A 13591-nucleotide genomic window follows, 5' to 3' on the forward strand; every position below is an offset into this window, starting at 1 on the left:
TGTCAGCTGACCCGTCGAACGACGTAGCTGTTTTCGTCCGCCGACACGAGGTCCTGGGCGCGCATCCGGCACCAGGCTGGGATGTCGGTGGCGGCCGCTGGGTCGTCGGCGAGGACGGTTACGGTGTCGCCGATCGCGACGGTGGGTAGCGTCTTGGCCAGTTTGATCACCGGGAGTGGGCAGATTAGGCCGCGGCAGTCCAGGTCGACGTTCACATCCCCACCTCCGCGCGGATTCGGCGAACGATCCCGGGCAACACCGTGGAGAATCGGTCGATCTCGTCGTACGTCGTGGTCCTGGCCAGCGAGACGCGGACGTTCCCGTGGGTGAGGACGCCCATGGCTGCCAGTACGTGGGACGGTCGCAGGGTGCTCGACGTACAGGCCGAACCGCTGGAGACCGAGAAGCCCTCCGCGTCGAGGGCGGTGACGAGTGCCTCGCCGTCCACGTAGAGACAGGAGAAGGTGAGCACGTGTGGCAAGCGGTCTTCGGGGTCGCCGACCACTTCGACATCCGGGATCTCGGCGGCCACTCGTTGCCTGAGCTCGTCGATCCAAGCGTGGTGGTTCTTGTTCAGATCGGCGGCTTCGGCGAGGCGGGCCTGGAGAGCGGCCGCGGCGGCGAGCGTGTTCGGAATGTCCGGGAAACCGGGGGAGAGGCCGTCCTCGCGCTCGTCCATCGGCCAGGCCGGCGCGATCCGGGTCCCCTTCCGCACCGCCAGCAGGCCGACGCCGGCAGGCCCACCCCACTTGTGGGCGCTTGCCGTCAGCACCGACCATCCCGTCGGTACGGCGTCGTGTCCGATGGACGCGGCCGCGTCGACGAACAGCGGTACGTCGCCACAGGCCGCGGCGGCTGCTTCGATCGGCTGACGCGTACCGACCTCATGGTTGGCGGACTGCAGCGCCCCCACCGCGACACCCGGCGCACGCACCGCCTCCCTGAACGCATCCAGGTCGACCCGGCCGACCATGTCCACGCCGACCTCCACTCCCGCGTCCCCGGCGGTGTGCAGTACGGCGGAATGCTCGACGGCACTGTGGACAACGGCAGCGCCAACGCGCCTGCGGGCAGCCGTGACCGCGGTCAGCCCCGCGTGGATGGCCGCCGTACCGGAGGTGGTCAGGAACAGCTCGTCGGGCCGCACTCCGACCGCGTCGGCGAGGACCGCCCGGGCGTTGTCCAGCAGCAGCCGCGCGGTCCGGCCCTCGTGGTGCAGGCGGACCGGATCGGCCCAGCCGGAATCGACTGCCGAGAGCAACATTTCCCGCGCTGCCGGGTGTAACGCCTCCGCCGACGCCGCGTCCAGATACGCACGCTCACTCACACGGGAAACGCTAGAGCATGTCGTCCCCTCCGATGCCGTCGCGAGGAGGTGCTCGGTGGAGTGGCTCGGTGTGCTGGAGTGAAGGTCTCGATGCGGAGCATCGTGGCCTTTGCTCCAGTGCAGCGAGACGCCCACCGAGTGCCCCGCAGTAGGCAGCGGAGGGGACGACATGCTCTTGGCCCTACCTATGCGCGGGAGTGCGAAAGGTGTCCAGTAGTGTTTGGTCGTCAGTCTCACTTGGGAAGGGAAAGGCGCCCCGTGGGTTCGAACGGCACGCCCGGAGTGGACGAGCGCGCGGCAGGTCTTGCCGGCGCCACACGTCCGGCGAAGCGACGCCTGCTGGTTGGTGCGGGAGTGGTGCTCGGCACCCTGCTGCTGACCGGTTGTTCAACGGCGACCAAGGAGCAGTGGAAACGACTCGGTCTCCCCCCGGGCGCATCGGATCGGACCGAGGCTGTCCTCAGCCTCTGGATCGGTGCCTGGATCGCGGCGCTGATCGTCGGTGTGCTGGTCTGGGGCCTGATCCTGTACGTCTCCGTGCGCTACTACAAGCGCAACGACGAGGCTCCCAGGCAGGTCCGGTACAACCTGCCGCTCGAGGTGCTCTACACACTGGCGCCGTTCGCGATCATCGGTGTGCTGTTCTTCTACACCGTCGAGCACGGCAACCAGGTCACGGCGATGTCGAACAACCCGTCGCACACGATCAACGTGGTCGGCCAGCAGTGGCAGTGGACCTTCAACTACAAGGACACCGTCGACGGACAGGAAGGCGTCTGGGAGACCGGCACGCTGCAGAAGCCGGCCGAGCTGTGGCTTCCGGTGGACGAGTCGGTCCAGTTCGACCTGACCTCGCCGGACGTCATCCACTCCTTCTGGGTGCCGTCGTTCTACTTCAAGCTCGACGTCATCCCGGGCCGGACCAACAAGTTCCAGCTGACCCCGACCAAGACCGGCACCTTCGCCGGCAAGTGCGCAGAGCTCTGCGGGCTCTACCACAGCCGGATGGTCTTCACCGTCAGGGTGGTACCCAAGGACGAGTACGACGCGCATCTGCGTGATCTGGCCGCCAGGGGCCAGACCGGCGCCGCCACCGGTGGACAAGACGCCACCACCATCCCCGGTCACGGGGAGCAGGAGGGGGAGAAGTGACCGACCTCGCCGAGCGCACCGGCGCCATCGGTAGCACCAGCATCACCGCGTTGCCGCGGCGGCGCAGCAAGGGCCAGATCGCGGTCAAGTGGCTGACCACCACCGACCACAAGCTGATCGGCCACATGTACCTGATCACGTCGTTCGCGTTCTTCCTGATCGGCGGTGTGATGGCTCTGCTCATCCGCGCCGAGCTGGCCAAGCCGGGCCTGCAGATCGTGAACGAAGAGGTCTACAACCAGCTCTTCACGATGCACGGCACGATCATGCTGCTGCTGTTCGCGACACCACTGTTCGTCGGCTTCGCGAACGAGATCATGCCGATCCAGATCGGTGCCCCGGACGTCGCGTTCCCGCGGCTGAACATGTTCAGCTTCTGGCTGTTCCTGTTCGGCGGTCTGATCACTATCAGCGGCTTCTTCACCCCGGGCGGCGCGGCCGACTTCGGCTGGTTCGCCTACGCCCCGCTGTCCAACGCGGTCCGCTCGCCGGGTATCGGCGGTGACCTGTGGATCATGGGTCTGTGGATGGCCGGTCTGGGCACGATCCTGGGTGCGGTCAACTTCGTCACGACCATCATCACCATGCGGGCACCGGGCATGACGATGTTCCGGATGCCGATCTTCACCTGGAACATCCTGGTCACCTCGATCCTCGTGCTGATCGCGTTCCCGATCCTGGCCGGCGCGTTGCTGATGCTGGAGGCGGATCGAGCCCTAGGGGCTCACGTCTTCGATGCCGCGAACGGTGGGCCATTGCTCTGGCAACACCTGTTCTGGTTCTTCGGGCATCCCGAGGTGTACATCATCGCGTTGCCGTTCTTCGGCATCATTACCGAGATCCTGCCGGTGTTCAGCCGCAAGCCGGTCTTCGGCTACATCGGTCTGGTCTCCGCGACCCTCGGTATCGCGGTCCTGTCGGTGGCTGTCTGGGCGCACCACATGTTCGTCACCGGCGCAGTCAACCTGCCGTTCTTCTCGTTCATGACGTTCCTGATCGCGGTGCCTACCGGGGTGAAGTTCTTCAACTGGATCGGCACGATCTGGGGCGGCTCGGTGTCGTTCGACACTCCGATGCTGTGGTCGGTGGGCTTCCTCACGACCTTCCTCTTCGGCGGTCTGACCGGCATCATCCTGGCCTCGCCGGCGCTGGACTACCAGCTGTCCGACTCGTACTTCGTGGTCGCGCACTTCCATTACGTGGTCTTCGGGACCGTGGTGTTCGCGATGTTCGCCGGGTTCTACTTCTGGTGGCCGAAGTTCACGGGCCGGATGCTCGACGAGAAGCTCGGGAAGCTGCACTTCTGGTTGCTGTTCATCGGCTTCCACACCACGTTCCTTGTGCAGCACTGGCTGGGTGTCGAGGGCATGCCGCGGCGCTACGCGTCGTACGGCGCGAACGAGGGCTTCACCACGCTGAACGAGGTCTCCAGCGTTGGTGCCTTCATCCTCGGCCTGTCGATGCTGCCGTTCTTCTACAACGTCTACAAGTCACGCAAGGCACCGCTGGTAGGCGTCGACGACCCGTGGGGTTGGGGACGCTCGCTGGAGTGGGCCACGTCGTCGCCGCCGCCGCGGCACAACTTCGAGCGGCTGCCGCGGATCCGGTCCGAGAGCCCCGCGTTCGACCTGCACCACGCAGACCTTGCCCTGGCCGAGTACCCGGACAACCGGGCCGGCACGGACAACCTGCTGGATGCCGGTGAAGACCAGGGCCGGGTCGAGCACCTGGAGCAGGTCGTGGCCGATACCGACGCTGAGGGGAAGGACAAGGCGTGAAGGTCGAAGCCTGGGTCTTCGGGATCCTGAGCGTGTTCGTGCTGGTCGTGACGCCGATCTACTGGCTGATGTCGGAGGACCCGACCGGCACCACCGCACTGACGATGACGTTCTTCCTGTCCCTGCTGGTCGCGTTCTACCTGAGCATCACGGCGCGCCGGATGGACGCCCGGCCGGAGGACCGCAAGGAAGCCGAGATCGTCGAGGGCGCCGGTGAGCTCGGCTTCTTCCCGCCGTACTCGTGGTGGCCGCTGTGGTGCGGGCTGACCCTGGCGGTCGTCGTCCTCGGCATCGTGTTCGGCTGGTGGCTGTTCATCGCCGGCTGTGGCATCGGCATCATCACGCTGTCGGGGTTCATCTTCGAGTACTACCGCGGTGACCACGCTCACTAGTTGAAGCTCGTACGGGCGCCATCCGGAAGCCAACCGGATGGCGCTTTCGTGCGTCTTAAGGGGTGCCACCGGACAATGGGCCGTTGTGGTCCGTACCACTGTGGTGGCGGTGTTGCTTGCGCGGGTATTCCGGTACTACGGGTTACCCTTGCGGCGGTTGGTGCAAACAGGGGAGAGCTGGGGAATGGTGAGCGGTTCGGTGAGGAAACACGGCCTTGCCGTGGTGGGGATCTGCGCGATGCTGCTGGTCGGCACCGCGTGCAGCGACACCGAGGCGGGCGGATCGCCGTCGGCGGGGGCCACACAGAGCGGTGGTACGCCGGGTGCGTCGAGCAGCCCGGGCACCTCGTCCAGCCCGTCGGAGAACCCGGCCGCAGCGAGCATTTCGGTTGTCCCGGCCAAGGGCGCGGCCTCGGTCAAGCCGGATCAGCCGGTGACCGTGAGCACCACCGTCGGCAGCCTGAAGGCGATCACCCTCAAGGACGACGACGGCGACAAGGTGACCGGCAGCTTCAACACCGACCGGACCAAGTGGACCTCCACACCGCAGCTCAAGCCGGGCGCGTCGTACAAGCTGAGCGGCACGGCCGAAGGCACCGACGGCGCCACGGTCCCGATCAGCTCGACGTTCAAGACGCTGAAGGCGGCGAGGAGTCTGAAGGCCTCGGTCGCCCCGCTGAACGGCGAGACCGTCGGCGTCGCGATGCCGATCCAGATCTACTGGAACAACCCGGTCAAGGACCGCGCCGCGGTCGAGAAGCGCCTGTCGGTGAAGACCTCGGTCCCGGTCACCGGCAGCTGGCACTGGGTGAACAGCAAGCAGGTCAACTACCGGCCGATGAACTACTGGCCGGCCGGCACCAGGGTGACCGTCGGCATCGCCACCCAGGGCGTCAACGCGGGCAGCAACACGTGGGGGACGGCCAGCCGGACGATTGCCTTCAGCATCGGCAAGTCGGTCGTCAGCAACGTCAACGTCACGAGGCACTCGATGGTCGTGACGATCAACGGCAAGCCGGCCCGGACCATCCCGATCACCGCCGGCAAGGACGGCTTCACCACCCGCAGCGGGGTGAAGGTGATCATGGAGAAGTTCACCACCAAGCGGATGGACGCCGCGACGGTCGGCATCAAGCCGGGCGACCCGGAGTACTACAACATCAGCAACGTGAAGTGGGCCCAGCGAGTGACCAGCTCCGGCGAGTTCATCCACGGCGCGCCGTGGTCCGCCGGCAGCCAGGGCAGCGCCAACGTCAGCCACGGCTGCGTCGGTATGAGCCTCAAGGACGCCCAGTGGTACTTCGCTCAGACCCTCCGCGGCGACCCGGTCATCGTCACCGGCACCACCCGCCGCATGGAGCCAGGCAACGGCTGGACCGACTGGAACACCACCTGGGCCAACTACAAGGCCGGCTCAGCCCTGTCCTGAGGTCCGCCTCTGGGGACTGTCGCCAGCGCCTTCGACGGGAAGTTTTCGAGCACGGTCCAGTCCTCCATGGCTGAGACGAGCATTCGTTTCACGGTGGACTTGGCCTGCTCGAGGGCAAGATCGACGAAGCACTGACAGCGGCTCAGTTCGTCGCCGTTGAGAACGCACAGGAGGATTCCGGCGACCTGAACGCCTCGAGCCGTCGCGACGAGCTTCGCATCTCCCGGCAGCGGAAGCCGGCTGGCGAGCTCACGGACGAACCGCTGCTCGATGCGACCACCGCCGAGCAGCGACATAATCCCGGCTCCGACCCCGCCGACGATGTCGTGGACCTTCTTCTTCCCGGCGAGGATCGCCTCCGCGATGTCCGCGAGGAACCGGCAGTGCCGTCGCCGGCGGCGCCGCAGTAGCTTCCGGAATGTCGACCCGGTGACATAGTCGCAGGCGCGCTCGGCGACGGCCTCGCGCCAGCTTTCAGTGAGGGCAGCGGCACAGAACTCTGCGGCCGCTTCGACCTTGGCGCGTTGTGGTTCCGTGAGAGATCCGACCGCATGGGTCCGTCGCGGGCGTCCGCCCTTCGGGGACCGCCCGGTCGAACGCCGGTTGGCGCCTCGGCGACGCGGTGTGGACCGGGCCGCACTCCGCGAAGGCCTCGCCGACCGCGCCTTGGTCGAGCTCACAGTCCGCTTGCTTGCGCGTTGCCCTCGTGGCACTGCCGGCTGCCCACGGTGAGCCTTGAGATGGCAGCGCATCCCGTCGACCTTCACCTTATTCCGACAGGGACTCCCGTCGTCGGTTGCTGCTCTGCACCTCGGCTTCGCCATACGATCATGATCAACCGTTCCGGTATAGGCCGCAGCGGTCGCGGTGTGTCACGCTAGCGGAAGCTACAAACCTTTCGAGCCTGCTCGTAGCAATGCGGCGAGCACTTCGTTGGCGTGCAGGGCTGGCAGGGAGTGGTGGGTGGCGGTCTTGATTCGTACGACGGTCGCCCCGGCGGCACTCGCTCGTTGGGCGACTTGGTCGGGGTTGTGGGCCTTGCTGCGGTCCGCGACGACGACCAGGGTCTCGGTCTGGAGTTGCTGGACGTCGGGCCTGCGCGGCAGGACCGGTCGGGTGGTGGGCTCGACAGCGGCCAGGCCGGCTAGGTGCAACCAATCCGGGTCGACGGGCAGGCCTTGCGTCTCCCAACGCAGGAACGACTCCGTGCGGGCGGGGCTGGGCCTGAGGAGCGAGGGGAGTGCTCTGGCGACGTACCTCGGCTTGAGGCCGGTGAAGCAGTCGGTCGGGTCGATCAGCGCGAGCCTGTTGACCCGCGCCGGGTTCCGGAGGGCGTACGTGAGTGCGATCCGGGTGCCGTAGGAGTGCCCGCACAGCGCAGCCTGCCGGATCTCCAACGCATCCAGTACGCCGGTCAGCCAGGCCATCAGGTCGTCCACCGTGCGCGGTGGAGTCGCCGTGCTGCGGCCCGCGTCGCCGGGGAGGTCGAGAGCATAGACGCGGTACTGCTCCGCAAGCCGGGGCGCGACGGTGAACCAGACCGCTGACGTGGCGCCGTGGCCGGCGAGCAGGACCAGGGGAGGGGCGTCGGACGGGCCGCACGCGTTCACGTGTGTGCCGGCGAGGTCGAGGTGTTCCACCGGGACACCCCAGCGGCGGAGGAGAGCGTCGTACGCGTCCTGGAAGGTCATGACGCGAGAATAGCTCACTGAGTGAGGTAAGTTGTCGGGCATGCGTGAAGGAGTGAAGCCGGCCGACCCGGAGCGGGCAGCGGCGCTGGAGCTGGTGCACCGGCTGCGGGAGGTCGCATTGCGGCTCGAGCTGGCAGTCGGGGAGTTCGCCCGCGCGACCGGTTTGCACGCGACCGACGTACGGGCGCTCACGCGGCTACTGGACGCCGAGCGGGCCGGAGTGGAGGCGACTCCGGGATGGCTGGCCCAGCAGCTCGGAATGACCTCTCAGGCGACGACGGCGGTCATCCACCGCCTGGAGGCTGCCGGGCACGTCGAACGCCTCAGAAGCCGCTCGGACGGCCGCAGCGCTCGCCTGCAGGTGTCCGAGACGGCTGTCGACCTCGGCTGGCGGTTCTTCGGGCCGCTCCTCGAGCGCCTGATCGGCATCACCGAGCAGCTGGACCAGCGCGACAGGTCGGTCGTCAGCGACTACCTGACCACGGTCGCTGACGCTCTCGAATAAACCAAAAGGCCCCGGCGAGACGCCGGGGCCTTCGGGTGCTGCTGCGATCAGGAGCGGTCGCTGGTGACTTCGCGATACGTCTCGGTCTCGCTGAGGTCGTGGATCTCGTCCGCGTCGTGAGCGTGCTCGTGAGCCGCCTCCAACTCGTGCGTCGTCGGCTTCTGGATCGCGTCGGCGTAGTAGAAGCGCGACAGCCGGGCACGGAGCTTGTTCAGGGCCCGGCGCGGGGCGCGGACGCCGTTGTCGTCGGTCTCCGGACCGATGTCGAGCGGCACGACCCGGTCGTGCGCCGTGAGGCTGTACGCCTCGTAGTTCGAGATCGGCTCGTGCTTCTCCGTGTACTTGCCCTCGGGGGAGCGGACGATCACACCGGTCTCCAGACCGTGCATCAGCCGGTCGTTGTCCGCACGCTGCAGCGAGATCGCGACCCGCCGGGTCACCCAGAAGGCGAGCACCGGGCCGATGAACACCGCGAACCGGAGGAACCAGGTGACGTTGTTCAGCGACAATCCGAAGTGGGTGGCGATCAGGTCGTTACCGCCACCGATCCACAGCAGCGCGTAGAAGGTGATGAACGCCGCACCGATACCGGTCCGGGTGGGCATGTTCCGCGGCCGGTCGAGCAGGTGGTGCTCGCGCTTGTCACCGGTGATCCAGCTTTCGATGAACGGATAGAGCGCGACCAAAGTGACGAAGGCAGGAGGTATCAGCAGGGCCGGGATGATCAGGTTCCAGCTGAGCGTGATGCCCCAGAAGTGTGACTCGAATCCGGGCATGATACGGACCGAGCCTTCCAGCCAGCCCATGTACCAGTCCGGCTGGGATCCCGCCGTCACCTCCGCGGGGTTGTACGGGCCGTACAACCAGACCGGGTTGATCTGCAGCAGCGCGCCCATCAGCGCGGTGATGCCGAACACGACGAAGAAGAAGCCGCCGGCCTTGGCGGTGTACACCGGGAACAGCGGGTAGCCGACCACGTTCTTCTCGGTCCGGCCGGGCCCGGCGTACTGCGTGTGCTTGTGGTACACGACCAGGAACAGGTGGACTGTGACCAGGGCAAGGATCAACCCCGGAATCAGCAGCACGTGGATGGTGAAGAAGCGGGAGACGAATTCGTCACCCGGGAACTCGCCACCGAAGATGAAGAAGTTCAGGTACGTCCCGATGATCGGGGAGGCCCCGATCATCCCCTGGGTGATGCGTAGACCGGTGCCGGACAGCAGGTCGTCGGGGAGGCCGTAGCCGATGAAGCCCTCGATGATGCCGAGGAACAGCATGGTGAAGCCGATCACCCAGTTCAGCTCACGCGGCTTGCGGAACGCGCCGGTGAAGAAGATACGGAGCAGGTGCACCATCATCGCGGCGATGAACAGGACCGCCGCCCAGTGGTGGATCTGCCGCATCAGCAGGCCGCCGCGGACGTCGAAGGTGATGTCCAGCGTCGAGGCGTAGGCCTCGGACATGTGCAGGCCCTTGAGCAGGCTGTACGAACCCTGGTACTCGACGTCGCCCATCGACGGCTTGAACCAGAAGGTCAGGAAGATGCCGGTGAGGATCAGGATGATGAAGCTGTACAGCGCGATCTCGCCGAGCATGAAGGACCAGTGGTCCGGGAAGACCTTGCGCAGGTTCTTCCGGCCGATCTTCGCGATCCCGAGGCGGTCGTCGAGATACTTGACCGGTGGTGGGAACTCTGTCTTTGACATTGCTGTCACCCTCGTTCGAAGAAGCTCGGGCCGACCGGCTCGGTGAAGTCGCTCTGCGCGACCAGGTAGCCCTCTGCGTCCACTGCCAACGGTAGCTGAGGCAGCGGGCGGGCCGCAGGTCCGAAAATGACCTTGGCGCCGTCGGCCAGGTCGAACGTCGACTGGTGGCACGGGCAGAGCACGTGGTGGGTGGTCTGCTCGTACAGGGAGATCGGGCAACCGACGTGGGTGCAGATCTTCGAGTAGCACAGGATGCCGTCGACACCCCAGTTCTCCCGGCCGGGAGGCGTCTGGATCTCGCTGGGCTTGATCCGGACCACGATCACCGCGGACTTCGCCTTGGAGTTCTGGTACTGGACCGGGCTCTCCTCCTCCAACGCGGCCAGGTTTGCCGGTGCGGCGTTGACCAGCTGGCCGACGATCATGTCGGACGGCTTGATCGGGCGGTCGGTGACGTCGTTGACGACGCGGATGCCCTTCGCCCAGATCGTGCTGTAGAGCGCGCGGCCCGGCAGCGGACCGAGGTCACGCAGCAAGATGATCGCCGGCAGGCCGAGCAGGCCCAGTCCGGTCAACAGCCCGCGGCGGATCAGCTTGCGCCGGGTGAAGCCGGATTCCGCCACACCCTGCTGGAACGCGTCGGAGATGTCGGCGATCTGCTCCGGCGAGGAGTGGGCCGGGTGCCGGTCCTCGGCGATCTCCTCGTCGACCATCAGCTTCTTGGCCCACTGGATCGCGCCGGCGCCGAGCAGGAACAGGGCCAGGCCGATGCACAGGCCGATGACCATGTTGTTGGCGTTGCCGGACAGCGGCCCGAACACGAGGTTGGCGTCGCGCGGGATGGCGAAGTACGCCACGCAGGACCCGAGGGCGAGCAGACCAGCCAGGGTGAACATCGCCGAGACCTGGCGCTCGACCCGGTCGGCCGCCTTCGGGTCGATGTCGGTGATCCGGTACTCGTGCGGCTCGATTCCCGGGTCCGGGATCGGCTCCGCCACCTGCACCTGACTGTGCTCTTCGTCCGCCTTCACGGCCGGAAGGTTGTCGTCGTGACTCATTCGGCCTTCGCTCCCTTGGCCTTGGCGCCCTTGGCGCCGATCCACACCGCTACACAGACCAGCAGGCCGATACCGACCAGCCAGCCCCACAGACCCTCCGAGACCGGGCCGAGCCGGCCGAGGCCGAACCCACCCGGGTCCTTCTGCTGCTGAAGCGCGTTCAGGTACGCGATGATGTCCCGCTTGTCCTCCGGCTGCATCACCTGGTCGGAGAAGACCGGCATCTGCTGCGGACCGGTGAGCATCGCTTCGTAGATGTGCTTCGGGTCGACGTTCATCAGTGACGGCGCGTACTTGCCGTTCGGCAGTGCGCCACCGCGGCCGGCGAAGTTGTGGCATGCCGTGCAGTTGGTCCGGAACAGCTCGCCACCGCGGGTGATCTGCTCGTCGGTGGCCTTGCTGATGTCGTACGACTCCTGGGCCGGAACCGCCGGGCCTGGGGCGAGTGAGGCGACGTACGCGGCCAGGGCCTCGATCTCCTCCTGCGTGTACGACGGCGTCTTGCGCGGCACCTGGGCGCCGGGCTGCATGGCGGGCATCCGGCCGGTGCCGACCTGGAAGTCGACGGCGGCCGCGCCGACCCCGATCAGCGACGGTCCGGCCATCTTGCCCTCGCCGTTCCCGCCACCCTCGGCGTTCAGGCCGTGGCAGCTGGCGCAGCCGACCGCGAAGAGCTTCTTGCCCTCTTCGATCTGCTGGGACTGGGCCGAGTTGTCCGCCACCGCGTCGTCAGGGGCGAACGCGGCGTACGCCGAGCCCACTGCCAGGAGGCCGAAAAGAAGCACGACGAGGCCGGCGGACCGGTGCCGTCGTCGCGCGGAGAGAAAACGCGCCGGTGACAAGGAAGGTCTCTTCTCACTCATTTGAGCAGGTAGATGGTCGCGAACAGGGCGATCCAGACCACGTCGACGAAGTGCCAGTAGTACGACACGACGATCGCCGAGACGGCCTGTTCGTGGGTGAACTTTCGAGCCATGTACGTCCTGGCGAGGACGAACACGAAGGCGATGAGGCCACCGGTCACGTGCAGACCGTGGAACCCGGTGGCCAGGTAGAAGACCGACCCGTACGGCGACGACGAGATCGTCAGGCCCTCGTGGACCAGCTTGGCGTACTCCGTCACCTGGCCGGCGATGAAGATCGCGCCCATCACGTACGTGAGGATGAACCACTCACGCATACCCCAGGACCGGATGTTCGCCAGTGCGCCGGACCGGCCCACCTTGCCGTGCTCGGCGGCGAACACACCCGCCTGGCAGGTGAACGACGACGCGACCAGGACGAACGTGTTCACCGAGGCGAACGGGACGTTCAGCAGCTCGGTGGACGTCTGCCACAGCGTCTCCGTACCCGGAGCGGCGGCAGCGGTCGTGACTGACCGGATGGTGAAGTAGGCCGCGAACAAGGCGGCGAAGAACATCAGCTCGCTCGAGAGCCAGACGATCGTGCCGACACTGACCATGCTGGGACGGTCGTGGTGTCCGTGTTCACGAGACGCTGGGAGCGCGGTTGCAGTGGCCACGCGGTCATTATGTCGTTCCAGGGATCGACTGCCACGACCACCCCCATGCATGTCGTCAACTCGTTGTTCTTACTGTGGAACCGTGCTTCCTCTCCACGCCGGGCCCGGCGACCAGATCGAGCCGTTCACCGCGCTCCGGTTGCTGACGGGCTGGACCTTCGAGCCGGTGTTACTCGGCGTGATCATTGCCCTCGGCGCGCTCTACCTGTACGGCGTCCACCGGCTGCACAAACGAGGCGACAAGTGGTCCCGGTGGCGCACTTTCGCCTTCGTCGGACTGGGTCTGGGAAGTGCTGTGATCGCCACCCAGTCGGCGCTCGGCACCTATGACACGGTGCTGCTCAGCGTGCACATGGCCCAGCACATGATCCTGTCGATGCTGACGCCGCTGATGCTCGCACTCGGTGCGCCGATCACGCTGGCCCTGCGGACCCTGCCGCGGCGTCCGCGGAAATGGTTGCTCTCCGTGTTGCACTCGCGGTTCGCGAAGGTGCTCTGCTTCCCGCTGATCGGCTTCGCTCTGTTCGTGCTGAGCCCGTGGGCGCTGTACTTCAGCGGCTGGTACGACGCCACGCTGCATTCGGCCGTGTTGCACGACCTGCTCCATCTGCACTTCATCCTGGTCGGTTCGCTGTTCTTCTGGCCGCTGCTGGGCCTCGACCCGGTACCCGGCCGGGTGATCTACCCGTTCCGGCTGATGCTGGTGTTCCTCACGCTGCCGTTCCACGCCTTCCTCGGCATCACGATCATGTCCGCGAACAAGCTGATCGCCGAGGACTGGTACACCAGCTTCGGCCGGTCCTGGCCGCCGTCACCGCTGCACGATCAGTACATCGCCGGCGGCCTGCTCTGGGGGTCCGGCGACCTCGTCGGGGTGGTGTTCTTCGCCGTGCTGTTCGTCCAATGGGTGCGTGAGTCGCAGCGCGAAGCCCGCCGCGAGGACCGCCGGCTGGACCGGTTGGAGGAACAGGCTCGCAGGGCCGGACAGGCACCCCGGTAGCATTCGCCGTGTCCAGTCTTCTTAGAACACA

The 13591-nt window shown here is 66.6% G+C and carries 14 protein-coding genes; 6 read left to right on the top strand and 8 right to left on the bottom strand.

Features of this window, described 5'->3' with window-relative positions; all coding sequences use genetic code 11:
* Positions 1-2 precede the first annotated feature (2 nt).
* Positions 3-215, bottom strand: coding sequence for a sulfurtransferase TusA family protein (locus tag AB0I34_RS36920; RefSeq protein WP_360454701.1), 213 nt, complete (start codon positions 213-215; stop codon positions 3-5).
* Positions 212-1327: an aminotransferase class V-fold PLP-dependent enzyme gene (locus AB0I34_RS36925; protein ID WP_360454706.1), complete on the bottom strand. Its 1116-nt coding sequence runs from the start codon at positions 1325-1327 to the stop codon at positions 212-214. The genes AB0I34_RS36920 and AB0I34_RS36925 overlap by 4 nt, the downstream gene beginning before the upstream one ends.
* A gap of 258 nt (positions 1328-1585) precedes the next feature.
* Between AB0I34_RS36925 and coxB the strand changes: the two genes are divergently transcribed.
* The 4 genes from coxB to AB0I34_RS36945 all read left to right on the top strand — a co-directional run bounded on the left by coxB (position 1586) and on the right by AB0I34_RS36945 (position 6078).
* The gene (coxB, locus tag AB0I34_RS36930) at positions 1586-2479 is read left to right on the top strand and encodes a cytochrome c oxidase subunit II (RefSeq protein ID WP_360454709.1); all 894 of its coding nucleotides are present in this window, start codon (positions 1586-1588) and stop codon (positions 2477-2479) included.
* Positions 2476-4257: a cytochrome c oxidase subunit I gene (ctaD, locus tag AB0I34_RS36935; protein WP_360454712.1), complete on the top strand. Its 1782-nt coding sequence runs from the start codon at positions 2476-2478 to the stop codon at positions 4255-4257. The genes coxB and ctaD overlap by 4 nt, the downstream gene beginning before the upstream one ends.
* Positions 4254-4649, top strand: coding sequence for a cytochrome c oxidase subunit 4 (locus tag AB0I34_RS36940; RefSeq protein ID WP_360454715.1), 396 nt, complete (start codon positions 4254-4256; stop codon positions 4647-4649). The genes ctaD and AB0I34_RS36940 overlap by 4 nt, the downstream gene beginning before the upstream one ends.
* A gap of 199 nt (positions 4650-4848) precedes the next feature.
* Positions 4849-6078 (top strand): Ig-like domain-containing protein, encoded by a 1230-nt coding sequence (locus tag AB0I34_RS36945; protein WP_360454718.1) that lies wholly within the window; start codon positions 4849-4851, stop codon positions 6076-6078.
* On the opposite strand, the gene AB0I34_RS36950 is transcribed toward AB0I34_RS36945, so the two are convergent.
* Both AB0I34_RS36950 and AB0I34_RS36955 read right to left on the bottom strand, forming a co-directional pair.
* Positions 6051-6758, bottom strand: a complete 708-nt coding sequence (locus AB0I34_RS36950) for a hypothetical protein (RefSeq protein ID WP_360454720.1) — start codon at positions 6756-6758, stop codon at positions 6051-6053. The two genes, AB0I34_RS36945 and AB0I34_RS36950, sit on opposite strands and share 28 nt — an antisense overlap.
* Positions 6759-6965: 207 nt before the next feature.
* Positions 6966-7769 (bottom strand): alpha/beta fold hydrolase, encoded by an 804-nt coding sequence (locus AB0I34_RS36955; protein ID WP_360454723.1) that lies wholly within the window; start codon positions 7767-7769, stop codon positions 6966-6968.
* A gap of 40 nt (positions 7770-7809) precedes the next feature.
* On the opposite strand from AB0I34_RS36955, the gene AB0I34_RS36960 reads away from it, so the two are divergent.
* Positions 7810-8274, top strand: a complete 465-nt coding sequence (locus AB0I34_RS36960) for a MarR family transcriptional regulator (protein ID WP_360454726.1) — start codon at positions 7810-7812, stop codon at positions 8272-8274.
* 47 nt (positions 8275-8321) lie between these two features.
* On the opposite strand, the gene AB0I34_RS36965 is transcribed toward AB0I34_RS36960, so the two are convergent.
* Genes AB0I34_RS36965 through AB0I34_RS36980 form a run of 4 tightly spaced genes read right to left on the bottom strand, consistent with a single transcriptional unit; the run spans position 8322 to position 12560 of the window.
* The gene (locus tag AB0I34_RS36965; RefSeq protein WP_360454729.1) at positions 8322-9980 is read right to left on the bottom strand and encodes a cytochrome bc complex cytochrome b subunit; all 1659 of its coding nucleotides are present in this window, start codon (positions 9978-9980) and stop codon (positions 8322-8324) included.
* A 5-nt stretch (positions 9981-9985) separates the two neighbouring features.
* Positions 9986-11038 carry a Rieske 2Fe-2S domain-containing protein gene (locus AB0I34_RS36970; protein ID WP_360454732.1) on the bottom strand — a complete coding sequence of 351 codons (1053 nt, stop codon included), beginning with the start codon at positions 11036-11038 and terminating at the stop codon, positions 9986-9988.
* A complete protein-coding gene (locus AB0I34_RS36975; protein WP_360454735.1) occupies positions 11035-11901 on the bottom strand; it encodes a cytochrome c in 867 nt (288 codons plus the stop codon). The genes AB0I34_RS36970 and AB0I34_RS36975 overlap by 4 nt, the downstream gene beginning before the upstream one ends.
* The gene (locus AB0I34_RS36980) at positions 11898-12560 is read right to left on the bottom strand and encodes a heme-copper oxidase subunit III (protein WP_360454737.1); all 663 of its coding nucleotides are present in this window, start codon (positions 12558-12560) and stop codon (positions 11898-11900) included. The genes AB0I34_RS36975 and AB0I34_RS36980 overlap by 4 nt, the downstream gene beginning before the upstream one ends.
* Positions 12561-12642: 82 nt before the next feature.
* Between AB0I34_RS36980 and AB0I34_RS36985 the strand changes: the two genes are divergently transcribed.
* Positions 12643-13560: a cytochrome c oxidase assembly protein gene (locus tag AB0I34_RS36985; RefSeq protein WP_360454740.1), complete on the top strand. Its 918-nt coding sequence runs from the start codon at positions 12643-12645 to the stop codon at positions 13558-13560.
* Positions 13561-13591 lie beyond the last annotated feature (31 nt).

The organism is Kribbella sp. NPDC050281, assembly GCF_040655855.1.
Lineage (GTDB): Bacteria > Actinomycetota > Actinomycetes > Propionibacteriales > Kribbellaceae > Kribbella.